The sequence below is a fragment of the Patulibacter minatonensis DSM 18081 genome, from assembly GCF_000519325.1.
Taxonomy (GTDB): domain Bacteria; phylum Actinomycetota; class Thermoleophilia; order Solirubrobacterales; family Solirubrobacteraceae; genus Patulibacter; species Patulibacter minatonensis.
This window is the reverse complement of sequence record NZ_KI912613.1, coordinates 4,708,843-4,730,709: the sequence shown is the minus strand read 5'-3', so window position 1 is coordinate 4,730,709 and position 21,867 is coordinate 4,708,843. Positions and strand designations below refer to the sequence as shown.

Here is a 21,867-nt window from a genome sequence, read left to right as displayed (position 1 = left end):
GCGGGCGACGGGGTCGCTCAGGCCGGGTGGCCCTCGACCTCGGACGGCTCGGCGCCGTGGATCTGGGCCAGCGAGCCCTGGAACCGCTGGAGCTCCTCCGGCGGGATCGCGTAGGTGTGCTCACGACCGGGGAAGACGCCGTCGCGGACCTCGTCGGCGTACGACGCGACGGCGGCGACCATCTCGTGGTGGAGGTTCGCGTACTGCTTGACGAACTTGGCGGTGTGGCCCTCGAGCAGCCCGAGGAGGTCGTGCCAGACGAGCACCTGGCCGTCGGTCGACGCGCCCGCGCCGATGCCGATGACCGGGATCTCGATCAGCGGCATGAGCTCCTCGGCGACGGCGGCCGGGATCGCCTCCAGCACGATCGCGCAGCACCCGGCGTCCTGGAGGGCCAGGGCGTCGAGCACCATCTGGGCGGCCTGCTCGGCCTTCTTGCCCTGGGCCCGGAGCCCGCCGAGCGCGTTGGCGGTCTGCGGGGTCAGACCCAGGTGGCCGACGACCGGGATGCCGGCGTTCACGATCGCGCGGGCGCGGTCGATCATCACGCCGCCGCCCTCGAGCTTCACCGCCTGGGCGCCGGCCTCCTTCACGAACCGCTGGGCGCTCTTGACGGCCTCGTAGTCCGACGCCTCGTACGAGCCGAACGGCAGGTCGGAGACCATGAACGTGGCCTTCAGCCCGCGGCGGACGGCCTTGCCGAGCATCAGGAGCTCGTCCATCGTCGCCGGGACCGTCGAGTCCAGGCCGAGGACGGTGGTCGCGGCGCTGTCGCCGACGAGCACCATCTCGACGCCGGACTGCTCGGCCACGACGGCCGAGGGGTAGTCGTAGGCGGTCACCATGACCATCTTGCGACCCTGCCGCTTCTGCTGGAGCAGCGAGGTCACGGTGACGGGAGCACGGTCGATGGTGGTGTTCTCGACGGTGCGGGGGCTGGCGGACATGAGGTGGTCTCCGGAGTGGAGGGGTGAGGGTGTGGGGAGCGCGGCGCCTAGGCGACCGTGCTCACCCGGTCGGTCTCGGTGAGGAGCGTCGCGACGGCGTCGTCGACGTCGATGATGCGGTTGGTGCCGCGCTCGACGTGGACGACGACCGGCTCGTAGTGCTCCAGGTCCTCGCGCGAGTACTGCGCGTAGCTGATGACGATGATGGTGTCGCCCTTGTGGACGAGCCGGGCGGCGGCGCCGTTGACCTTGACCTCGCCCGAGCCGCGCTCGCCGACGATCGTGTAGGTCTCGAAGCGCTGGCCGTTGTCGACGTCGACGACGGCCACCTGCTCGTGGACCATGATGTCGGCGGCCTCGAGCAGGTCGGGGTCGATCGTGATCGACCCGACGTAGTGCAGGTCGGAGTCCGTCACCGTCGCCCGGTGGATCTTGGACTTGAGCATCGTGCGCTGCATGGGGTCAACCCTTCTCGGAGGGATGGGGGACGAAGCCCCCCGCGCGCCCGGAACCCGTGAGGGTCGGGACGGGGGAGTCGCTGAGGACGGGGGTCAAGGTGGTGTTGTCGATCAGGCGGACCGGACCGACGGGGACGGCCAGTGCGAGGACGACCGGCGCCACGACGGTCGCGACCGGGGAGAGGTCCGCCGGATCGGCGATCGCGACGTACTCCGGCGTGAGGCCGGCGTCCGCGAGCTCGGAGACGGCGCGCCCGGTGAGGACCTCGGCGTCGCGCTCGCCGGCGTCGAAGGCCTCCACGACCCGGGCGATCGCGCGCGGGATCGCGACGGCCTGCCGGCGCTCCTGCGCGGACAGGCGGACGTTGCGGCTGGAGAGCGCGAGGCCGTCCTGCTCGCGGACCGTCGGCCGGGTGGCGATCTCGACCGGGAGGTTCAGGTCGGCGACCATCCGGCGGACGACGAGGGCCTGCTGGTAGTCCTTCGCGCCGAAGAACGCGACGTCCGGGGCGACCATGTTGAGGAGCTTCAGCACCACGGTCGTCACGCCGTCGAAGTGCTCGGTCCCGCGGTGGGCCCCCTCGAGGCGGCCGGTCAGCGGGCTCGTGACGCGCACCTCGGTGCCGAACCCGTCGGGGTAGACCTCGGAGACGTCGGGCACGAACAGGACGTCCGCGCCGGCGGCGGACGCCCGGGCGGCGTCGCGCTCCTCGGTGCGCGGGTACGCCGCGAGGTCCGACGCGTCGTCGAACTGCCGCGGGTTCACGAAGATCGAGACGACGGTGCAGGTCGCGCGCTTGGAGGACGCCAGGATCAGGGACTCGTGCCCCTCGTGCAGCGCGCCCATCGTCGGCACGAGGCCGATGATGCCGCCCTTGCGGCGCCGGTCGCGGACGAGGTCGCGCAGCTCGGCGACGGTGCGGACCGTCAGCACGGGACGCTCCCGGCGGCCACCCGCGTCCGGTCGTCGGCCGGCGCGGCGGCGCGGCCGGCGAGGCGCACGGTCGCGGCCGTCAGCGCGTCGAACAGCTCGAGGTCCGCGGCGGGCAGGCGGCCCGCGATCGCGGTGCGCTGGCGGGCGACCGTGGCGTCGTCGCCGCGGGCGACCGGGCCGGTCAGCGCGTCGGCGGCACCGCGGTCCTGCCAGGCGTCGACCGCGGCGCGGACGAGCGGGGCGAGCGCCGCCCGGTCGAGCCCGGCGTCCTCGGCGACGCGGGCCGCGAGGTCCTCGACCGCGAGGAGGTAGTTCGCGGCGATCGAGGCGGCGGCGTGGTAGGCGGCCCGGTCCTCGTCGTCGACGCGGATCGGCCGCATCCCGCAGGCGGTGCCGAGCCGCTCGGCGAGCGCGAGGGCGGCGGACGAGGAGCCGGCGATCGCGCACGGAGCGCCGGCGAGGGAGGTGCGGCCGTCGGGCACGGTCATCAGCGGGTGGAGCGAGAAGGCGGTGTGCGGTGCCAGCGGGGCGAGGGTCGTCGCACCGGAGCAGTGTCCGACCAGGCGGTCGGGACGGACGGTGATCGCGCCCGCGGCGTCGGCGATCGCGGCGTCCGGCACGCAGAGGACGACGACGGTCGCGTCGTCACCGTCGTGCGCGCGGCCGTGCGGCCCCGTGACGTCGATCCCGGCGTCGGCCAGGTGACGCGCGAGCGTCGTGCCGAGTCGGCCCCGTCCAACGACGGAACATCGGGGGGTGGGCGCATCGTGCGATGCGCGTGGACGCAGGTCCATCAGGTCTCCGGTCCAGCTCCCCGTAGGGGATGCCGGTCGCGTGGTACGAGGGTGTGGTGCAGGTGCTGCGGCAGGTCCGTCCCACGAACGTGGTGACGGCCTTCCTGAGTTGTAGCACTCCGCGCGGAGAACGCAACGGAGTGAAACCAGGTCAGGGTTCCCAGGTTTTACCTCGGCTTCGGGATCATGTGCGTGCGGTCCGTCCGGCGACCCCGCCGGCCGCGGGTGCTCCGCCGCCGCGGACCCCGCCCGCTAGCCTCGTCCGTCGTGGGATCCCCGCCGTCCGCTCCCGCACCGCCGCCCACCGCGGCGGAGCGTCGCCTGCACCTGGCGGCGGCCCGGGGACGGGCCCGGTCGTGCGTCCGCTGCCCCCAGCTCGTGGCCGCACGGACGACGGTGGTCTTCGGCGCGGGCGACCCCGACGCCGAGGTGCTGTTCGTCGGCGAGTCCCCGGGGCGCAGCGAGGACCAGCAGGGCCTCCCGCTCGTCGGTGCCCCCGGGCGGCTGCTGACCGACCTGCTGGGCGAGATCGGGCTGCGGCGCGAGGACGTGTACGTCACGACCGCGCTGAAGTGCCGGCCCCCGTCGGGCCGCGACCCGTTGGCGGAGGAGCTCTCGCACTGCCGCGAGCACCTCCACGCCCAGATCGCCCTCGTCCGCCCGAAGGTCGTCTGCACCCTCGGGAACTTCGCCACGAAGCTCCTGCGCGAGGATCCCGGGAGCATCAAGACGCTCCACGGCCGCGCCGAGGTCCGGCGACTCGGCACCCGGACCGTGCGGCTGCTCCCGGTCCACCACCCGGACGCCGCCCTCTACGAGCCGCGCCTCGTCGACGTGCTCCGTGCGGACCTGGCCCTCGTCCCGGGGCTCGTGGAGCTCCCCGAGCCGCCGCAGCCCGTCCCGGACCCTCCCCGCGGGACCGACCGCGGCGTCACGCCCCCCGTCGACGAGGACCCGCGCGGGCAGCTCGGGCTCTTCGAGATCGACGGCCCGGCCTAGATGGGCCCGCTCCCGTACTCCGGCTGGAACGCCGTCCTGGTGGCCGTGCAGGCGCTGCTCGTCGCGTTGCCCGCCGCCGGGCTGCCCGCCTTCGCGCACCGCTTCGCCGGTCGTGCGTGGTCGCTCGTCCTCCCGCTCTCGATCGCCGTCGTGGTGGGCGTCCTCGCCGTGCTCCCGGGCGCGGCGGTGGGCCTGACGTGGCTCGCGTTGATCGCCACGCCGCCCCTGGCCGCCGCCGCGGTCGGGTGGGGCGCCCGCGGGGCCCGTCCGTGGCTGGCGGTGCTCGCCGTGCCCGCGCTGGTGGTGGCGATCACCGCGGAGGGCGAGCGCGCGGGCCAGGCCGCCGCGCTGGCGATCACCGCGCTGAGCTGCGTGACGCTCGGACGGCTCCTCGTCGGCGTCGTGGGCGGGGTCCCGGTGCCGGACGCGTCGGCACCGCTGCCCGACCACGGCGCGGCGCAGGTCGCCGGGCGGGTGCGGGTCGCGACCGGCCGGGTCCTCGAGGCCGTGCCGCCGCTCGCCTGGATCCGGATCGCCCTGGTCGCGATGGCCGTCATCGACGCGGTGCTCGTGTTCTCGGGCGGCCTGGAGAAGCCGAACGACGCGCTGAACGCCGCCGTCCCCGCCGCCGACCTGCCGCGGCTGCAGTTCGTCCAGTTCGGCACCGCCTCGATGGGCTACGGCGACGTCTTCGTGGCAGGCGTCCTGGGGGCGGTGCTCGCCGCGGAGGGTGCGAGCCGGCGGCGGCAGTTCGCGGCCGCGGGGGCCACGCTCGTCCTCTCGCTGCTCTTCGACCTGCTGTTCGAGGTCGTGGACACGCTGCCCGCGACGGTGCCGATCGCGGTCGCCCTCCTGCTCTTCGGGGGGCTCCGCGGGCCACGGGACCGGGGTGCGGCGGCGTCCGCGGCCGGGCCGTCGGGCGCCGCGGCACCCGGCTGATCGGCACCGCTCGCGGCGGGCCGGCGGCGCGCGCCGACCGGGCGCGCCTGCACGGTGCCGTGCGGCGGAAGGACGACGACGGCCGGTGGCGAACGCCGGAGCTCATGTCTCGGTCCCGTCTCGCCGTCTCCACCGCCGCCACCGCCGTGCTGCTCGTCGCAGCCGGGTCCGCGGACGCCGCTCCCGCGCCGGTCTCGCTGTCGGTCACGCAGCCGACCACCTCCGTGCCCCGTCTGCAGCTCACCGCGAAGGCGTCGGCGGCCACGCGCTCCGTCGTCTTCCGGGGACGCTGGAAGGGGGCCGACGGCGTCGTGCGGACGCGGAGGCTCGGCGTCGACGAGGTCGCGTCCAACGGGTTCGCGATCGGGTGGGACGCGTCACGGGTCCCGCGCGCGACCCAGGTCTCCCTGACCGTCCAGGCGCGCGACGCGACCGGCCGCATCCGCGCCACGTCGACCGTTCGGACCTGGCGGTCTCCGGGCAAGGCGGTCGGGACCACGACGGAGACCGGCGACGGGACGAGCACCGGGACGGGCGAGGGCACCGGCAGCGCGGTCCTCCCCGCCGGGGGCGTCGCGGGCACGATCGTCGGGGAGTGCCCGAAGAACGGGACCTGCACGGTCGCCGTCCGCAGCACGCCGGGCACGGCCGCCCCGCGCGTCGCCGCGCTCGACGCCGGCACGAAGGTCACCGTCCAGTGCCGCACCACGGGGCAGACGGTGACGACGCCGAGCGGGACCTCCAGCACGTGGATCCGCATCGGCACGGACCGCTGGGTCTTCGCGCCCTACGTCGAGGTGTCGCCGAAGGCGAAGATCCCGACCTGCGCCGCCTGACGAGCCGGTCAGCCGACGGCCGGGGTGTCGGCCGTCGCGCCGCGCGCGGGCGTCGTCGGCGGCAGGAGCTCCTCGAGCTCCGCCTCCGTCGCGGCGCGCACGCCGTCGGCGGGGGAGGTCCACCACGCCAGCGCCAGGGTGACCGCGGCGGCCACGGCCTGGGAGACCAGGACGATCGTCGCGAACTCCGTGGCCGACCAGCCGTGCCGGGCGAGGAACCCGACCTCCAGGACCGCGAGCACCAGGAGCGGGACGAGGTGCCGGTGCCGGCCGATCGCCGACAGGTACTGCACGGACATCAGCGTGATCGACAGGAGCAGCATCGCGATGCCGAGCAGCGGCAGCGCGCCGGACGCCGAGCCGAACTCCGGGCCGAACGCGGTCTCGAGCAGGAACTTCGGGATCGCGACGAAGATCAGGATCGCGGGGACCCCGATCAGGAAGAGGAAGGCGATCGCCCGTTTGAGCACCGGGTGCGGGTCCTCGCCGGCGACGGCGCGACGGGTGGCCTCCGGCAGCAGCTGCAGTGCCACACCGACGGCGACCCAGACGACGGCCTTCGCGGCCACCGCGGCCGCCGCGTAGGACCCCGCCACCGACTCGTCGAGCTCGCGCTTGGCGAGGATCGTGTCGACGTTCTGCATGATCGCCACGAGCAGCAGCGAGACGATCACCGTGCGCTCCCAGCGGGCGAGCTGCCAGAGCGGGATCGGCTGCTCCCCGTCGCTCACGACCTCGTCGTTGACGTGCTTGGCCCGCAACCGGCGGTCCATCCCGAGCGCGAGCACGGCGAACGCGATCGGGGCCGCCGCGAAGGCGCCCGTGACCTCCATGCCGATCGCGACCAGGACGATCGCGGCACCCAGGCGCAGCACGGCCTCCATCACGATCGACCCGCCGACGGCGTCGAAGTCGCCGAGCCCCTGGAGCGCCCCGCGCTGGAGGCACACGAGCAGGAAGAGCGTGCCCGAGACCGGCAGCACGGCCGCCGCCCACGGGTGCTGGCCGACGCCGATCAGGTCCGCCAGGGGCTGGCGGAAGACGCAGCCGAGCACGAGCGCCAGGATCGAGAGCAGGAGCGCCTGGCGCGTCCAGCCCCAGACCTCGCGGTACGGCTCGTGGTGGCCGCGCTGCGTCCACCGGACGATCGCCCGCGCGGCGGCGGCCTGCATCGCCTGGCCGGAGACCTGGAGGATCAGGAACGCCGCGACGAGGGCCGCGAGCGACGCGTAGCCCGTCTTGCCGAGCAGGCGGGTCAGCAGCACCGTGAAGAGCAGCTGGATCGCGTTGTTCAGCATCGACGCCGCGGCGAGCTCGGCGGTGCGGCCGGTCTCGGTCTCGCGGGCCGCCTTCAACCGGGCGATCAGTCCGACGGGCGCGGGGGACGGCTCGGGGGCCCCAGGGCGTCCTGGGTCCACCGGCGTGGGAGCGTCGGACGGCACGAACGACGAAGGGTAGAGGACGGGTGGAGGACGTAGACTCGCCGTGGATGCGTCCCGACGGCCGAGCACCGGACAGCGATCCGCCGGTGGGCGCCACGGGCGGCGGTCCCGACGACGTGCGCACGACGACCTCCGCGGCCGCGACCGAGGCCCTCGGCGCCGAGGTGGCGCGCCGCCTACGGGCCGGCGACGTCGTCCTCCTCCGGGGCGATCTCGGGGCCGGCAAGACGACGCTCGTGCGCGGCGCGGCGGCCGCGCTCGGCGCCACCGGCAGGATCACCTCCCCGACCTTCGCCCTCGCCCACCGGTACGACGGCGCGGCGGTACGGATCGCGCACCTCGACCTCTACCGGCTCGCCGGACTGGGGGAGGACGACGAGGACCTGATCGACGAGGAGCTCGCCGGGGACGTCGTCGCGTTCGTCGAATGGCCCGGCCCGGCGGAGGCGCTGATCGCCGACCGCGTCGCGCTCGAGGTCGAGCTCGCGCACGCCGGCGACGACCGGCGCGAGGCCCGGTTGACCTGGCGGGCCGCGCGATGACCGACCGCCCCGTCGTCCTCGGGCTCGACACCGCCACGCCCGCCACCGTCGCCGCCGCGGTCGCACCGGGCGCGCGGTCCGCCACCCGGATCGAGGTCCCCGCCGCCGGCGAGCGCCCGGGGCACACGCGCCTGCTCCTCGGCCTCGCCGAGGACGCCCTGACCGCGGTCGGCGCGGGGTGGGGCGACGTCGGACGGATCGTCGTCGGGCTCGGCCCCGGGACCTTCACCGGGATCCGGGTCGGGGTGGCCACGGCGCGGGCGCTCGCGCTGGCCCACGGCGCCGGGCTCGTCGGCATCGCCACACCGGCCGCGCTCGCCGAGGCCGCCGGTGGACCGGGGGCCCCGTTCGAGGGTCGGCCGGTCCTCGTCGTCCAGGACGCCCGCCGGCGGGAGCTGTTCCTCACCTGGTTCCCCGACGGCGTCGCCGGGGGCGCCGCCGTCGTCCCGTGGACGGTCCCGCATGACGGCCTCGCCGCGGCGCTCGCCGACCTCGGGACGCCGCCCGCCGTCGCGGTCGGGGACGGCGCGCTCGCCTTCCGGGACGTCCTGACCGGCGCCGGCGTCGAGGTGCCCGAGGATCCGGCGTCCCACGCGGTGGACGGTGCGGCGCTGATCCGGGCGGCGGCCGCGTCGCCCGTCGGGGCACCGGGGGACGTACGGCCCCTGTACGTTCGGGATGCGGACGCCGTGCCGACCGCAGAGCGCCGGTGACCCCTCCCGTTCCCCACACCTCGCCCGAACCCCCGTCCGGAGACCGGCGGGAGACCCTGCCGTCGCGCGGGATCGCCATCCAGCGCCTGACGTTCTCCGACATGCCACAGGTGCTGGCGATCGAGCGCCGGAGCTACAACGCCCCGTGGTCGCTGGCGATGTTCGTGCTGGAGACCGCGAAGTCCGGCGGCCTCTGCGTCGTCGCGCGGGCGTTCGGCGCGGGCGCGCGCGGGTCGGCGTCCGGCGTGGCCCTCGTCGGCTACGCGATCGTCTCGAAGTACGACGACGCGTTCCACGTGATGAACGTGTGCGTCGACCCCAACCGCCGGCGCGAGGGCATCGCCCGCGGGCTCCTGGAGCACGTGATCGCCCGCGCCGGCGGCAACGAGGCGCGGCTCACCCTCGAGGTCCGGCCGTCGAACGCGAGCGCGCGCGGGCTCTACGACGACCTCGGCTTCCTCTCCGTCGGCGTCCGGCGGCGCTACTACCGCGACGACGGCGAGGACGCCCTCATCATGTGGCGGACCCCGGCGACGCTCGAGGGTCGCACGTACGACATCCCCGGCGCCGAGGACGAGGGCATGGGCGGCGGCCGCCCCGGGTCGAAGGGCCCGGTGCCGCCCGACATGCCGGACCTCAGCGGCCCCCCGCCGCGGCGGGACCGCGCGTGATCCTCGCGGTCGAGACGAGCTGCGACGACACCTGCGCCGCCGTCGTCGACGACGACGGCCGGATCCACGCGAACGTCATCTCCAGCCAGGGCATCCACGACGCGTACGGGGGCGTCGTCCCCGAGCTCGCCGCCCGCGCCCACGCCGAGCGCTGTGACCTCGTCGTCGCCGACGCGCTGCGGACGGCCGGGATCACCCTCGACGACGTCACCCGCGTCGCGGTCACCCGTGGGCCGGGCCTCGTCGGCGCCCTGCTCGTCGGGCTGCAGACGGCCAAGGCGATCGCGGTCGCCCGCGGCCTGCCGCTGGTCCCGGTCGACCACCTCGACGGGCACCTCCTCGCCTGCACGCTCCGGCCGGTCGCGTTCGAGCCGCCGTTCGTCGCGCTGGTCGCGTCCGGCGGGCACACGTTCCTCTCCCGCGTCGACGATCCCGACCGCATCGAGGAGCTCGGCGGCACGCTCGACGACGCCGCCGGCGAGGCGATCGACAAGGGCGCGCGCCTGCTGGGCCTGCCGTACCCGGGCGGGCCCGCGCTCGAGGCGCTGGCGGCGGAGGGCGACCCCGAGGCCTTCGCGTTCCCGACCGGCGCCAAGGTTCGCGGTCTCGACTGCTCGTTCTCGGGCCTGAAGACCTCGCTGCTCTACCGGATCCGCGACTTGGGGGAGGCGGAGGCGACGGCCCGGCGCGCCGACCTCGCCGCGTCGTACCAGCGCGCGGTCGTCGAGACCCTCGCCGTCCGGGTCGAGCGCGCGCTCGAGCAGACCGGCCTGGACCGCCTGGCGGTCGGCGGCGGGGTGGCCGCGAACGGCCCGCTCCGCGAGCGCCTGGGCGCGCTGCCGGCCGCCGTCGCCATCCCGGACCGCAGCCTCTGCACCGACAACGCGGCGATGATCGCCGCCGTCGCGCGCTTCCGCCCGGCCCTGGCCCCGGAGGACGTCGCCGGCCTCGAGGCGTACGCGACCGGTCAGCGACCTCCGGCGGCCGCCTCCGCCCGGTGAGCGCGGCCCCGGTCCCCGTCCGTGCTCCCGGGTCTGAGAGGATCGGGGCGTGACCGCTCCGCCCATAGAGGTCGTCGTGTTCCTGCGCGACGGCTGTCACCTGTGTGCCGACGCGCTCGCGGATCTCGAGGCGCTGCGCAGCCGGGAGCCCTTCTCGATCCGCACGGTCGACATCGAGCGCGACGACCGGCTGCACGCCCGGTACCTCGAGCGGATCCCGGTCGTGGCCGTCGCCGGCGAGGAGCTCTGCGACTTCGCGGTCGACGCCGAGCGCGTCCTGGCCGCGGTCCGCGACGTCCAGCGGCGCCGCGCGGCCGTGGGCGGGGTCGAGGGCACGAGGCGGAACTCCACCGCCACCCCGCTGTCGGCCGTGGCCGCCCGCCGGATCGCCGCGCAGCCGCTGCGGCCGATCAGCCGCACGCCCGCGCCGGTCCTGGAGGTCGACGCCGTCTCCACGACGGAGATCGAGTCCGGCGGCGAGGGCGACGACACGCCGGAGGTGCCCGAGGTCCGCCTCGGCGTCGGGCAGGCGGAGCGGCTCTCCCGCTACCTGCAGACGCTGACGCAGGCCAGGAAGATGGGCCGCGCGACGATGAGCTCGCAGGAGCTCTCGGCCCACACCCACGTGAACTCGACGCAGATCCGCCGCGACCTCTCGGGGTTCGGCCGGTTCGGCAAGCGCGGCGTCGGCTACGACGTCGGCGAGCTCGTCGACAAGATCCGCTCGATCCTGCACACGAGCACGCACGTCGGGATCGTCCTCCTCGGCGCCGGCCACCTCGGCCGGGCGATCGCGGGCTCCGACACGTTCGCCGACCACGGCTTCGACGTCGTCGCCGTCCTCGACAACGACCCGGCCAAGATCGGCACCCCGATCGGGGACCTCACGATCGGCGACGTCCGGCACCTCGTCGACGTCGTGCGCGACAACGAGGTCGTCGTCGGCGTCATCGCGTCGCCGGCCAAGGCCGCCCAGGGCCTCGCCGACGAGCTCGTCGACGCCGGCGTGCAGATCATCTTCAACTACAGCGGCACGCTGCTCCGGACGCCCCCCGAGGTGACGGTGCACACGTCGAGCCCCGCCGTGGACCTGCTCCACGCCCTGTACTACTACCTCGCCTAGTGACTGTCCCCACCGTGACGTTCGCGGAGGTCACCCGCTGATGGGTGCCGACGCCGCCATCGACCTGCCCGCCGCCGAGGCCGCCTACGCGTCCGGGACCGACGGGACCGTCGGGATCGAGGAGGAGTTCATGCTCCTCGACGAGTCGACGCTCGACCTCGTCCCGCGGTTCGAGGAGCTCAGCGCCTCGACCGCGAAGGACCCCGGACTGGCGGTCTCCGTCGCCGGGGAGCTGATCCGCACCGAGATCGAGATCCGGTCCGGCCGTGGCGTCACGCTCGGCGACGCCCTGGACCGCCAGCGCGTCCACCGCGACGGCCTGTTCGACCACGCCGCGCGCCTGGGGATCGCCCTCGGCGCGACGGGCACGCACCCGTGGGACGACTACCGCGAGCAGACGTTCATCGACACGGAGCACTACCGGCGCGTCGTCGACGGCCTGCGCTGGGTCGCCCGGCGCAACGCCACGTTCTCGCTCCACGTGCACGTCGGGATCCGCGACGCCGACCGCGCCATCGCCGTCTGCGACCGCCTGCGCCCGGTCCTGCCGATGCTGCTGGCGATCTCCGCGAACTCGCCGTTCGTCGACGGCCTCGACACCGGCCTGCACTCGATCCGCACGCAGACGTTCACGAAGTCGTTCCCGCGCTGCGGCGTCCCCGACCACTTCGGCTCGTGGCGCGCCTTCCGGCGCTACATCGAGGTCCTCCAGGCCACGAACTCCATCCAGGAGTACACGCAGGTCTGGTGGTCCGTCCGGCCGCACATCTCGTTCGGCACGGTCGAGATCCGGATCTGCGACGCCCAGAGCACCGCGCAGGAGAGCGAGGCCCTGACCGGCCTGATCGTCGCCTGCGCCCTGCAGGCCGCGCGCGACCACGACGAGGGCCGGCCGCTGGACCCGCAGCCGCCCCGTCTGGTGGAGGAGAATCTCTGGCGGGCGATCCGCGACGGCCGGGACGCCCGGCTCGTCGACTGGGAGACCGCCTCCGAGTACCCGGCCGCGGCGGCGCTGGACCGCCTGCTCGCCTGGACGGCCCCCGTGCGGGGCGAGCTCGGGATCGAGCCGACGTTCCCGGCGCAGAACGGCGCCCAGCGCCAGCGGGCCCGGGTCGCCGAAGGCGCGTCGCCCGTCGAGGCCTTCGCCGCCGCCGTGGCCGAGACCCGCGCCACCTACCCTTCCGCGGACCACGCAGTCGACCCCCAGGAGCGATCCACGTGAGCACCCAGGACCCGAACGCCGCAGGCCAGCCGGGCGGTGAGGCCCAGCCCTCGCAGGAGGAGATGATGGCCGCGTACGAGGAGCAGATGCGGAACATCCGCGTCGAGGAGGTCCTCGTCCAGTCGTTGGCCAGCTTCATCGAGCTCGGCGGCCGCCGCGGCGGTCTCGCCGGCGACCCGGAGCAGGCCGGCGAGCCGGACCTCGACCAGCTGGGCCTCGCGATCGAGGTCATCCGGGCGCTGCAGCCGCTCGCGGCCCCGCTGCTCGGCCCGAGCGCGAGCCAGGTCGACCAGGCGCTCTCGCAGCTCCAGGTCGCGTTCGCCCAGCAGGCCGGCACCCCGGCCCCGGGGCAGCCCGGCGGCCCGAGCTCGACCGGCGGTCAGCCCGGTCCGGGCGGCGCGGCCGGACCGGGCGGCCAGCAGCCCGAGGGCCCCGGCGGCGGTCGGCTCTGGGTCCCCGGACAGTGAGCCCGTCCCGCGCCCCCGGCGGGACCCCGTGGAGGACCGCCCCGGTGGTCCTCCTGCTCACCGCAACGCTGGCCGGCTGCGGCGACTCCGGCTCCGACGGGACGACCGCCGGCGGCTCCACGCGCGCCGGCACGTCCGCGTCCGGAGGAGGCACGGCCTCGGCGTCCTACGAGCAGGCGGGCGCGCGCCTCTGCCGTCGCCTGTTCGACCAGAACCGCGCGCTCCCGCAGCAGCAGGCCGACGAGGGCCTGTCCGTGAAGCAGGCCCAGGCGCGGGCGAAGCAGCACGGCGACCGCTTCCTCATCGACTTCGCGGCGCTGAAGCCGACGGGCGACGACCGCGCGGCGCACGACCGCCTCGTCGCGGTGCTGCGCATGCAGGCGACCGAGCCGCCGGCGAAGGACCCCGACACCGCGATCCGCGTGCTGGAGCGGACTGCGAAGGCCTACGAGACGGCCGGTCAGACCACGTGCGGGCGCCTGGTCCGCACCGGCATCGCCGAGCTGCGCTCGGCGGCGCGGACCTCGCCGCGCGAGTGATCCCGGGGCACGTCCGTGGGCCGCGGCCCGCGGACGGATCGTGGCGCCCCGCCACTCGCTGCGGGGTTCGCCGCCAACCGGCGTAGACTGCCGCCCCGGCCATGGCCGAACGCCGACTCCACGGACTCCAGCGCGTCCTCGGGACCAACGCGCTCTTCTCGACGGCCTACGGCAACGTCGGGTCGTCCATCTACTACGCCCTCGGGCTCGTGGCCGGCTTCGCGCTCGGCCTGACGCCCGTCGTCTTCATCATCACGGGCGTCATCTTCTACCTGACGGCCGCCACGTACGCCGAGGCGACGTCGATGTACCCGGAGGCCGGCGGTTCCTCGAGCTTCGCCCGCCGCGCCTTCAACGAGTTCTGGTCCTTCTTCGCGGCGTGGGGCCAGATGCTGAACTACACGATCACGATCGCGATCAGCTCGTACTTCGTGCCGCACTACATCGGCGGGCTGTGGGAGCCCCTCGACTTCCTGCGCCACGCCCCGGGCGACATCGGGTTCGCGCTCGTCGTGATCGCACTGCTGGCGACGATCAACATCGTCGGCGCGAAGGAGTCCGCCGGGGTCAACATCGCGCTGGCGGTCACCGACTTCCTGACGCAGGTGCTGCTCGTCGGCCTGGGCATGTTCCTCGTGTTCTCGCCGGACACGCTGATCGACAACGTCCACCTCGGTGTCGCGCCGCAGTGGAAGGACTTCCTGATCGCGATCCCGATCGGCATGGTCGCCTACACCGGCATCGAGACGATCTCGAACATGGCCGAGGAGGCCAAGGACGCCGGCACGACCGTCCCCGCCGCGATCAAGCGCGTCGTGATCGCCGTCTTCGCGATCTACGCGTTCCTGCCGATGGTCGCGCTCTCCGCGCTGCCGGTCACGAAGGGCGCCGACGGCACCTACACGACGCAGCTGGGGCTCCCGGAGGACCAGGGCGGCTTCGCCGGCGACCCGATCCTCGGCGTCGTGAAGAACATGGACCTCGGGTTCCTCCAGCAGCCGACCCAGATCTACGTCGGTCTGCTCGCGGCCACCATCCTCTTCCTCGCCACGAACGCCGGCGTGATCGGCGTCTCGCGCCTCGTCTACTCGATGGGCATCCACCGGCAGATGCCCGACGGCCTGCGGACGCTGCACCCGAAGTTCGGGACGCCGTGGGTCGGGATCCTCGTCTTCAGCGCGCTGGCGGCGCTCGCCGTGATCCCCGGCCAGGCCGAGTTCCTGTCGAACATGTACGCGTTCGGGGCGATGCTGTCGTTCACGATCGCCCACGTCTCGGTGATCGCGCTGCGCCGGCGAGAACCCGACTTCGACCGCCCGTACCGCGGCCCCGGCAACGTCACCTTCGGCGGCGTCTCGTACCCGCTGTTCGCGATCGTCGGCGGCCTCGGGACCGGGATCGCGTTCATCGTCGTGGTCGGCCTGCACCCGGCGGTCGCCCTCGCCGGCGTCGGCTGGATGGCCGCCGGGCTCGTCATCTACCCGCTCTACCGCCGCAACCAGGGGCTCGACCTCCGGACGACGCACAAGATCGCGACGCCGGAGGCCGTCGTCGACCACGAGGCCGAGTACGAGTCGGTGATCGTCGCGCTGCTCGGCCTGCGCTACTCCCACGCCGCGATGGCCACGGCCGCGCGCGTCGCGTCGGTCCGGCGCCGCGGCATCTACCTGATGGTCCCGATCGTCGTGCCGCAGTCCTCGCCGATCGACGCGCCGATGAAGGAGCAGGAGCGCGCCGCCGAGGCGCTGATCGAGGAGGCCCGCCTGCAGATCGGCAACCGCCTGCAGGCCCGGTGGGTCAAGGTGCGCGCCGGGCAGTTCGGGCGCGTCGTCGTCGAGGACGCCAAGATCACGAAGGCCCGGGCGATCGTCATGTCGATCCCGCCGCGGGCCGGCTCCGGCAGCATCTATCGCTCGATCGACACCGTGATGGCCGAGCGCCCGTGCCGCGTGATCCTCCAGTCCGACCCGCAGGCGCAGACCGTCAAGCAGCTCCACGAGGACCAGCGGCAGGGGGCGCGGACGTGAACCGCGGGCTCTACGGCAACGCGACGGTGGTCCTCTCGTCGATCGTCGCCCTGATCGGCGTGGCGATCGTCGTCCGCACCGTCGCCGGGGGCGGCGGACCGGTCGCCCAGGGCATCCTGATCGGCGCGCTGTTCATGATCGCCGGTGGCGGGCGGGCCTGGATGGCCTGGCGTGGCGCGACGCTCGCCCAGCCGCGTGGCGGGGCGGACGCCGGGTCGCGCGGTGCGGGGGAGGGTCGCGCCGATGACTGATCCCGTCCGCCGCGGGACGTCGCTCGCCTACCGGACGATCGGCAACCCCACCGTCTTCGCGATCACCTACGCGTCGGTCGCGGGCGGGCTGTACTTCCTGCTCGGCCCGATCGCCGGCAACGCGCTGGGCGCGACGCCGTTCGTGATGGCCGCCGCAGCGGTGCTCTTCGGCCTCGCGGTGATGACCTTCACGGAGGGCGCCGCGCTGCACCCCGAGCGGGCCGGGTCGCCGACCTTCGCCCGCCACGCGTTCGACGAGGCCTGGAGCTTCGTCGCGGCGTGGGCGCTGCTGCTCGACTCCGTCCTGATCACCGCCGGCGCGACGCTCGCGGCGACGAACTACCTCGAGGTCGTCTGGCACGAGACCTCCGACGGGAAGACCGAGATCGCGCTCGCGGTCCTGATCATCGCGTTCGTCACGATCCGCGCGATCCGCGGCGGCACCGGCGGGCCCGCCACGCGCGTCGCCCGGCTGGCGATCGTCGTCTCCGTCGACCTGCTCCTGCAGGTCCTCGTGATCGTGCTCGGCCTGGCGCTGCTGCACGACCCGGGGTCGATCACCGACGGCCTGGACCTCGGCACGAGCCCCGACTGGCAGGGCGTCCTCTTCGGTCTCGGGGCGGCGATGGTGGTCGTCACCGGCCTCGAGTCGGCGTCGGGCCTCGCGGGCGAGATCTCGGTCGGGAAGAAGGGGCTCCGGCGGCTCGTCACGTCGCTCCCGATCGTGATGTTCGTCGTCTTCGTCGGCGTCGCGCTCGTCGGGCTGATGGCCCTGCCGGTGGAGGACGGGGTGACGAAGCTCGGCACGCGCTGGGTCGACGCCCCCGTGATCGGCATCATCGACCGGCTGGCGGACTCGACCGCGGTCGACGTCCTGAAGGTCGTCGTCGGCGTCGCCGCCGCCGCGACCCTCGTCGGGATGGCGCTCGCGTCGCTCTCGAGCGCCGGCCGGATCGCCACCCAGCTCGCCCGGCACCGGCAGATCCCGACCCGCCTGGGCCGCCTGCACCCGAAGTTCGGCACCCCGTGGCTCGTGATCGCGTTCGCGGGCGTCGTCGCGCTCGTCCTCGTGTCGTTCCGTGACATGGACGCGCTCGTCGGCACGATGGCCTTCGGCGCGATGACCGCCGTGACGATCGCTCACCTGTCGATCCTGCGGCTGCGCTTCACCGAGCCCGACCTCGAGCGCCAGTACCGGATCCCGTTCAACGTGCGGGTCCGCGGCGCGTCCCTCCCGGTCCCCGCGCTCCTCGGAGCCGTCCTCAGCGGCCTGGTCTGGGTCGCGATCGTCGTCTCGCACCCGGCCGCCCGCACCGTCGGCCTGGCCTGGATGGCCGTCGGCGTCGTCGGCTACGTCGTCTACCGCAAGACGCACGGGCTCCCCGTGCGCGGCCGCGTCGCGGTGCCCGACGCCGCCCTCCGCCGCGAGGAGAAGCCCGTCGAGTACGGCTCGATCCTCGTGCCGCTGCTCGGCAGCGCCCTGGACGACGACCTGATCCAGACCGCCGGTCGGCTCGCCGGCGGCGACGACGAGACCGACCTCGAGGAGGGGTACGCCGTCATCGAGGCCGTGTGGATCCACGTCCTGCCGATGTCGCTCCCGATCGACGGCCCGCTGCCCGACGAGAAGCGCGCCGAGGGCAAGGCCGCCCTGGCCCGTGCCCGCGCCGTCGGCGAGGAGTACGAGGGCGTCCGCGTGGCGACCTCCGCCGTCCGCGCGCGGTCGCTCGGCAAGGCGATCATCGACGAGGCCGAGCGTCGCGGCTGCCAGGCGATCATCATGGTCGCCCCGCCGCCGACCGGCCGCTCGAAGACCGGTCGCGCAGGTGCCGCGCTCGGCGCCCGCGGTGGCCGAGGCGACGCTCTCAGCGAGACCGCCCGGTACGTCGTCGACCGCGCGAAGTGCCAGGTCATCCTCGGCGCCCCGTCGCTCGCGGAGACCGAGGAGGTCATGCGCCGCCGCCGCGAGGCCACCGCGGGCCCCGACGACGACGGCGGCCTGACCGACGAGGACGAGGCCTGGCTCGACCAGCTCTGATCCCCTCGCCGTCCCCGTCGACCGGTCGCCCGACCGCAGCATCGCCGTAGGCTCCCCGCATGATCGACTGGGGCACCGGGACGTACGAGCTGACCGCGACGCAGCTGGCCCCCGCGGCCGAGCGCGCCGTCGCCGCCGCCGAGATCGTGCCCGGCGACCGGGTCCTCGACGTCGCGTGCGGGACCGGGAACGCCGCACTCCTCGCGGCGATGCGGGGCGCGCAGGTCACCGGGGTCGACCAGGCGGAGCGCCTGCTCGAGGTCGCCGCCGGCCGGGCCCGCGCCGCCGGCGTCGAGGTCGACTGGCGCGCCGGGGACGCCGTGGCCCTGCCCTGCGAGGACGACGCGTTCGACGCCGCGCTGTCGGTCTTCGGCGTGATCTTCGCCCCGGCGGCCCCGGCCGTCGCGGAGCTCGTGCGCGTGACCGCCCCCGGCGGCCGCGTCGTCCTCGTCACCTGGACGCGCGAGGGTACCGTGGCCGCCGGCAGCGGGATCCTGCGGCGCGCGATGGCCGACACGGGCGCGATCCCCGCCGCCGGACCCGGGCTCGACCCGGCCGTCGTCGACTGGGGCGACCCCGAGCACCTCGCGGGGCTCTTCGCCCCGCACGGCGGCGAGGTCGAGGTCGAGCGCTACGGCCACGCGTTCGAGGGCGCCTCGCCCGAGGCCTTCGCCGACGAGTGGATGGAGCGCCACCCGATGTGGCTCTCCGGCCGCGAGGCCCTCGGCGACGAGGCGTTCGCCGCCCTCAGGGACCCGCTCGTCGCCGTCCTGTCCGAGGGCAACGAGGATCCGGACGCGTTCCGGGCCACGAGCACGGCGCTCGTCGTCCACGTGCAGCTGCCGTAGGCGCGACGTCGCCGGTGCGCCGTCGATGCACCGCGCTACAGTCCCGCGCGTATGTTCGTCCTGATCGTAGGGGCCGGCCGCGTCGGCTCGGCCGTCGCGCAGTCGATGCTCGCCCAGGGCCACGAGGTCTCGGTGCTCGACCACGACCCGCTGAGCCACGAGCGCCTCGACGCCGGGCTCGCGTCCTCCTGGGAGGAGACCGGGGGCCGCTTCACCGTCGGGCAGGGCATCGAGGTCGAGGCCCTGCGCGAGGCCGGGATCGACGACGCCGACGTCTTCATCGCGTCGACGTCGGGCGACAACACGAACCTCGTGATCGCCCAGGTCGCCCAGAAGCGCTTCAACGTCTCCACCGTGATCGCCCGCGTGATGGATCCCGCGCGCGCCACCTGGTACGCCGAGCAGGGGGTGCGGACGATCTGCCCGACCCTGCAGGCCATCTCCATGTTCGAGTCGGCGATCGTCGAGGTCTCCTGATGTACGTCGTGATCGCCGGCGGCGGCAAGGTCGGCTGGAACCTCGCCCGCGAGCTCATCGACAAGGGCCACGAGGTCACGCTCATCGAGCAGACCCGCAGGCGCTACCTGACGATCGAGGAGGAGCTCGAGCACGCCGTCCAGTACGGCGACGCCACCGAGATGTGGGTGCTCGAGCGCGCCGGCATCCAGCGCGCCGAGCTCGTCGTCGCGGTCACCGGCGACGACGAGGACAACATCCTCATCTGCCAGATGGCGCGCGAGAAGTACGACATCCCGCGCACGATCGCCCGCGTCAACAACCCGCGCAACCGCGAGCTGTTCGAGCTGCTCGGCGTGGCGCCCGTCGTCTCCGCCACCGACCTGATCCTGCGCCTGATCGAGCACGAGGTCCCGAGCTTCGGCCTCGTCCACCTGCTCGACCTCCACGCCGAGCGGCTGGAGATCGTCGAGGTCGAGGTCACGCCCCAGGCACCGGCGGCCGGCAAGCGCGTCTCCGAGATCTCGATGCCCGAGGGCTCCCTGATCATCTCGGTGCTGCGCAAGGGCGCCGGCTTCGTCCCGAAGGCCGACACGGTCATCGAGGCCGGCGACGAGGTCCTCGTCGTCCTGGACCCGGGCCTCGAGGACGGCATCACCGACCTCTTCGCCGTCGGCGCCTAGGAGACGGAGCGGGCCCCGCCCCGAGCGTCTCGGGTCGAGGCCGCGCCGGACGTCGGCGGGGCTCGGCGCACCCGCAACGGCGGGGAGCGGGCCCCGCCCCGAGCGTCTCGGGCCCGACCGCGTCGGACGCCGGCGGGGCTCTGCATACCCGCCGAGGGCAGGGCGGTGCCGCACCGCGCGCCGACGAAGTCCCCGCTATCATCCGCGACCGCGGTTCCGCCTCGGCGGCCGCCCTTGCCGGATGGTGTAATTGGCAACACACTGGTTTCTGGTACCAGCATTCAAGGTTCGAGTCCTTGTCCGGCAGTCGACGAAGAGCGTCCCTCACGGGGCGCTCTTCTCGTTCCGGCAGCGGTTCCCCCGCCGGGAAACCGCACGGCCGGCCCGGAACGCGGCACGCCCGTCCCACGCCCCCGTGCGACCGCGCACACGCGCCACGCGCCGATCGGCACACGTGGCGTCGTGCCGTTCGCCTCATGACGGATCGGGGCATACGCTCCCACCATGGCCTGGAACATCGTGATCGCCGGCGGCGGCTTCGGAGGGCTCGAGGCGGCACGCCGGCTCGAGCGCAAGCTGCCCCACAACAGCGCGCAGGTCACGCTCGTGTCGGACCAGAACTTCATGCTCTACACGCCGCTCCTGCCCGGAGCGGCGGCGGGCACGCTGGAGCCCCGTCACGCGGTCGTCCCGCTCCGCGAGCAGCTGCGGCACACCCACCTGCGCCTCGGCTCGGTCACCGGCGCGGACCCTGCGCGCAAGGTCCTGCAGGTGACGACCGGCGACGGGCGCGAGGAGGAGCTCCCGTACGACCACCTGATCGTGTCGGTCGGCTCGGTCTCGCGGACGCTCCCCATCCCCGGGCTCGCCGAGCACGCCGTCGGGATGAAGACGCTGCCCGAGGCGATCGCGCTGCGCAACCGCCTGCTGCAGAGCCTCGAGATCGCGGAGGGCATCGACGACCCGAAGGCCCGTGCGGAGTGGCTGACGTTCGTCTTCGTGGGCGCGGGCTACGCGGGACTCGAGGGCCTCGCCGAGCTCCAGGACTTCGCGACCGACCTCCTCGACCGCTACCCCCGCTGCCGGGACCAGGGCGTGCGGTTCCTCCTGGTGGAGGCCCGCGACCGGGTGATGCCGGAGATCCCCGAGTCGTTGGCCGACTTCGCGGTGCGCGAGCTGAAGGCGCGGGGCATCGAGATCCGCACCGGCACCACCATCGACGCGCTGACGGCCGATACGGCGACGCTCGCGGGCGGCGAGGTCCTGCCGTGCCGCACCGTGGTCTGGACCGCCGGCGTGAAGCCGAGCCCCGTCGTCAAGCGGCTCGGGCTGCAGCTCGACGAGCGCAGCGGCCGGATCGTCGTCGACCGGGCGATGCGCGCGGCCGGCGCCCCGGGCGTCTGGGCGATCGGCGACGCCGCCCATGTCCCCGACCCGCTCGACCTCGACCGGCCGTCGCCCCCGACGGCGCAGCACGCGATCCGCCAGGGCCGGAAGGTCGCCGACAACGTGGTCCGGGTCATCTCCGATCGCAGGCCGCGGAAGTTCACCTACAAGACGCTCGGCGTCTTCGTCGACCTCGGGCGCGGCAAGGCCGTCGCGTCGACGATGGGCCTGCGCTGGCGTGGCGTGCCCGCGTGGTTCATCGCGCGGACCTACCACCTGCTCTCGATGCCCGGCACGAAGCGCAAGGTGCGCCTCGTGGCCGACTGGACCGTCGGCCTGTTCTTCGGCCGCGACGGCTCGGAGCTGGGGCGGCTCGGCCACCCGGGGCGGCTCGATGCCGCGGCGGACAGCTCCCTGGGCGATCCCGACGAGGGCACGGCGACGGAGGCCGCGGAGACCGCCCCGGCGCCCGACGCGGAGGACGCCGACGCGACCGTCCCTCCCGTGGTCGGTTGAGGGGCGGCCCGCCGGTCGGGGACCGACGGGCCGCG

23 protein-coding genes and 1 tRNA gene are annotated in these 21,867 nt (G+C 74.4%); 19 read left to right on the top strand and 5 right to left on the bottom strand.

The window, feature by feature from the left end; translation table 11 throughout:
* Window positions 1-17: 17 nt before the first annotated feature.
* From panB to PATMI_RS32485, 4 genes are read right to left on the bottom strand one after another with little or no spacing between them, the layout of a single operon-like run.
* Window positions 18-947 (bottom strand): 3-methyl-2-oxobutanoate hydroxymethyltransferase, encoded by a 930-nt coding sequence (panB, locus tag PATMI_RS0122335; protein WP_026912508.1) that lies wholly within the window; start codon window positions 945-947, stop codon window positions 18-20.
* A 47-nt stretch (window positions 948-994) separates the two neighbouring features.
* Window positions 995-1,405, bottom strand: coding sequence for an aspartate 1-decarboxylase (panD, locus tag PATMI_RS0122330; protein ID WP_026912507.1), 411 nt, complete (start codon window positions 1,403-1,405; stop codon window positions 995-997).
* A 4-nt stretch (window positions 1,406-1,409) separates the two neighbouring features.
* Window positions 1,410-2,339 carry a pantoate--beta-alanine ligase gene (gene panC, locus PATMI_RS32490; protein WP_051472160.1) on the bottom strand — a complete coding sequence of 310 codons (930 nt, stop codon included), beginning with the start codon at window positions 2,337-2,339 and terminating at the stop codon, window positions 1,410-1,412.
* Window positions 2,333-2,959, bottom strand: coding sequence for a DUF2520 domain-containing protein (locus tag PATMI_RS32485; RefSeq protein WP_245604248.1), 627 nt, complete (start codon window positions 2,957-2,959; stop codon window positions 2,333-2,335). Before PATMI_RS32485 ends, panC begins: the two co-directional genes overlap by 7 nt.
* A gap of 441 nt (window positions 2,960-3,400) precedes the next feature.
* Between PATMI_RS32485 and PATMI_RS32480 the strand changes: the two genes are divergently transcribed.
* The 3 genes from PATMI_RS32480 (at window position 3,401) to PATMI_RS35310 (ending at window position 5,907) form a co-directional block, all read left to right on the top strand.
* Entirely contained in the window at window positions 3,401-4,132 is a 732-nt protein-coding gene (locus PATMI_RS32480) for a uracil-DNA glycosylase (protein ID WP_051472158.1), read from the top strand.
* Window positions 4,133-5,071 carry a hypothetical protein gene (locus PATMI_RS32475; protein ID WP_036726279.1) on the top strand — a complete coding sequence of 313 codons (939 nt, stop codon included), beginning with the start codon at window positions 4,133-4,135 and terminating at the stop codon, window positions 5,069-5,071.
* Window positions 5,072-5,175: 104 nt separating this feature from the next.
* A complete protein-coding gene (locus tag PATMI_RS35310) occupies window positions 5,176-5,907 on the top strand; it encodes an SH3 domain-containing protein (RefSeq protein WP_157260922.1) in 732 nt (243 codons plus the stop codon).
* Window positions 5,908-5,915: 8 nt separating this feature from the next.
* Here PATMI_RS35310 and PATMI_RS0122305 read toward each other — a convergent pair whose 3' ends face one another.
* Window positions 5,916-7,349, bottom strand: coding sequence for a lipopolysaccharide biosynthesis protein (locus PATMI_RS0122305; RefSeq protein ID WP_157260921.1), 1,434 nt, complete (start codon window positions 7,347-7,349; stop codon window positions 5,916-5,918).
* 47 nt (window positions 7,350-7,396) lie between these two features.
* Between PATMI_RS0122305 and tsaE the strand changes: the two genes are divergently transcribed.
* From tsaE to PATMI_RS32450, 16 genes are all read left to right on the top strand, one after another.
* A complete protein-coding gene (gene tsaE, locus PATMI_RS0122300) occupies window positions 7,397-7,891 on the top strand; it encodes a tRNA (adenosine(37)-N6)-threonylcarbamoyltransferase complex ATPase subunit type 1 TsaE (protein WP_084270167.1) in 495 nt (164 codons plus the stop codon).
* Window positions 7,888-8,604: a tRNA (adenosine(37)-N6)-threonylcarbamoyltransferase complex dimerization subunit type 1 TsaB gene (gene tsaB, locus PATMI_RS0122295; RefSeq protein ID WP_036726277.1), complete on the top strand. Its 717-nt coding sequence runs from the start codon at window positions 7,888-7,890 to the stop codon at window positions 8,602-8,604. Before tsaE ends, tsaB begins: the two co-directional genes overlap by 4 nt.
* Before the next feature lie 101 nt (window positions 8,605-8,705).
* The gene (gene rimI / locus PATMI_RS32470) at window positions 8,706-9,275 is read left to right on the top strand and encodes a ribosomal protein S18-alanine N-acetyltransferase (protein WP_051472156.1); all 570 of its coding nucleotides are present in this window, start codon (window positions 8,706-8,708) and stop codon (window positions 9,273-9,275) included.
* Window positions 9,272-10,276: a tRNA (adenosine(37)-N6)-threonylcarbamoyltransferase complex transferase subunit TsaD gene (tsaD, locus tag PATMI_RS0122285; protein ID WP_026912503.1), complete on the top strand. Its 1,005-nt coding sequence runs from the start codon at window positions 9,272-9,274 to the stop codon at window positions 10,274-10,276. The genes rimI and tsaD overlap by 4 nt, the downstream gene beginning before the upstream one ends.
* 49 nt (window positions 10,277-10,325) lie before the next feature.
* The gene (locus PATMI_RS35305) at window positions 10,326-11,399 is read left to right on the top strand and encodes a redox-sensing transcriptional repressor Rex (protein WP_084270165.1); all 1,074 of its coding nucleotides are present in this window, start codon (window positions 10,326-10,328) and stop codon (window positions 11,397-11,399) included.
* A gap of 40 nt (window positions 11,400-11,439) precedes the next feature.
* Window positions 11,440-12,621, top strand: coding sequence for a carboxylate-amine ligase (locus PATMI_RS0122275; protein WP_026912502.1), 1,182 nt, complete (start codon window positions 11,440-11,442; stop codon window positions 12,619-12,621).
* On the top strand, window positions 12,618-13,088 hold the full coding sequence (locus PATMI_RS38600; protein WP_026912501.1) for a hypothetical protein: 471 nt from the start codon (window positions 12,618-12,620) through the stop codon (window positions 13,086-13,088). Before PATMI_RS0122275 ends, PATMI_RS38600 begins: the two co-directional genes overlap by 4 nt.
* A gap of 44 nt (window positions 13,089-13,132) precedes the next feature.
* The gene (locus PATMI_RS0122265; RefSeq protein WP_026912500.1) at window positions 13,133-13,627 is read left to right on the top strand and encodes a hypothetical protein; all 495 of its coding nucleotides are present in this window, start codon (window positions 13,133-13,135) and stop codon (window positions 13,625-13,627) included.
* Between the two features lie 101 nt (window positions 13,628-13,728).
* Window positions 13,729-15,654: an APC family permease gene (locus tag PATMI_RS32460; protein WP_036726275.1), complete on the top strand. Its 1,926-nt coding sequence runs from the start codon at window positions 13,729-13,731 to the stop codon at window positions 15,652-15,654.
* Complete coding sequence (locus PATMI_RS0122255) at window positions 15,651-15,905, top strand: hypothetical protein (protein ID WP_026912499.1); 255 nt, start codon at window positions 15,651-15,653, stop codon at window positions 15,903-15,905. Before PATMI_RS32460 ends, PATMI_RS0122255 begins: the two co-directional genes overlap by 4 nt.
* The gene (locus PATMI_RS0122250; protein ID WP_026912498.1) at window positions 15,898-17,943 is read left to right on the top strand and encodes a universal stress protein; all 2,046 of its coding nucleotides are present in this window, start codon (window positions 15,898-15,900) and stop codon (window positions 17,941-17,943) included. The genes PATMI_RS0122255 and PATMI_RS0122250 overlap by 8 nt, the downstream gene beginning before the upstream one ends.
* A 59-nt stretch (window positions 17,944-18,002) precedes the next feature.
* On the top strand, window positions 18,003-18,791 hold the full coding sequence (locus PATMI_RS0122245) for a class I SAM-dependent methyltransferase (protein ID WP_026912497.1): 789 nt from the start codon (window positions 18,003-18,005) through the stop codon (window positions 18,789-18,791).
* 51 nt (window positions 18,792-18,842) lie between these two features.
* Entirely contained in the window at window positions 18,843-19,268 is a 426-nt protein-coding gene (locus PATMI_RS32455; protein WP_036726273.1) for a potassium channel family protein, read from the top strand.
* Window positions 19,268-19,930 (top strand): potassium channel family protein, encoded by a 663-nt coding sequence (locus tag PATMI_RS0122235; RefSeq protein ID WP_026912496.1) that lies wholly within the window; start codon window positions 19,268-19,270, stop codon window positions 19,928-19,930. The genes PATMI_RS32455 and PATMI_RS0122235 overlap by 1 nt, the downstream gene beginning before the upstream one ends.
* A 235-nt stretch (window positions 19,931-20,165) precedes the next feature.
* Window positions 20,166-20,237 (top strand) — tRNA-Gln (locus tag PATMI_RS0122230).
* A 197-nt stretch (window positions 20,238-20,434) separates the two neighbouring features.
* Window positions 20,435-21,832: an NAD(P)/FAD-dependent oxidoreductase gene (locus PATMI_RS32450; protein WP_084270164.1), complete on the top strand. Its 1,398-nt coding sequence runs from the start codon at window positions 20,435-20,437 to the stop codon at window positions 21,830-21,832.
* Window positions 21,833-21,867 lie beyond the last annotated feature (35 nt).

Coding starts and splice junctions, on each gene's coding strand:
- tsaE (WP_084270167.1), top strand. CDS start 7,397: ATGCGTCCCGACGGCCGAGCACCGGACAGCGATCCGCCGGTGGGCGCC.
- PATMI_RS32475 (WP_036726279.1), top strand. CDS start 4,133: ATGGGCCCGCTCCCGTACTCCGGCTGGAACGCCGTCCTGGTGGCCGTG.
- PATMI_RS0122250 (WP_026912498.1), top strand. CDS start 15,898: ATGACTGATCCCGTCCGCCGCGGGACGTCGCTCGCCTACCGGACGATC.
- PATMI_RS32455 (WP_036726273.1), top strand. CDS start 18,843: ATGTTCGTCCTGATCGTAGGGGCCGGCCGCGTCGGCTCGGCCGTCGCG.
- tsaB (WP_036726277.1), top strand. CDS start 7,888: ATGACCGACCGCCCCGTCGTCCTCGGGCTCGACACCGCCACGCCCGCC.
- panD (WP_026912507.1), bottom strand. CDS start 1,405: ATGCAGCGCACGATGCTCAAGTCCAAGATCCACCGGGCGACGGTGACG.
- rimI (WP_051472156.1), top strand. CDS start 8,706: ATGCCACAGGTGCTGGCGATCGAGCGCCGGAGCTACAACGCCCCGTGG.
- PATMI_RS0122235 (WP_026912496.1), top strand. CDS start 19,268: ATGTACGTCGTGATCGCCGGCGGCGGCAAGGTCGGCTGGAACCTCGCC.
- PATMI_RS32460 (WP_036726275.1), top strand. CDS start 13,729: ATGGCCGAACGCCGACTCCACGGACTCCAGCGCGTCCTCGGGACCAAC.
- PATMI_RS0122245 (WP_026912497.1), top strand. CDS start 18,003: ATGATCGACTGGGGCACCGGGACGTACGAGCTGACCGCGACGCAGCTG.
- panB (WP_026912508.1), bottom strand. CDS start 947: ATGTCCGCCAGCCCCCGCACCGTCGAGAACACCACCATCGACCGTGCT.
- PATMI_RS0122275 (WP_026912502.1), top strand. CDS start 11,440: ATGGGTGCCGACGCCGCCATCGACCTGCCCGCCGCCGAGGCCGCCTAC.
- PATMI_RS32450 (WP_084270164.1), top strand. CDS start 20,435: ATGGCCTGGAACATCGTGATCGCCGGCGGCGGCTTCGGAGGGCTCGAG.
- PATMI_RS35310 (WP_157260922.1), top strand. CDS start 5,176: ATGTCTCGGTCCCGTCTCGCCGTCTCCACCGCCGCCACCGCCGTGCTG.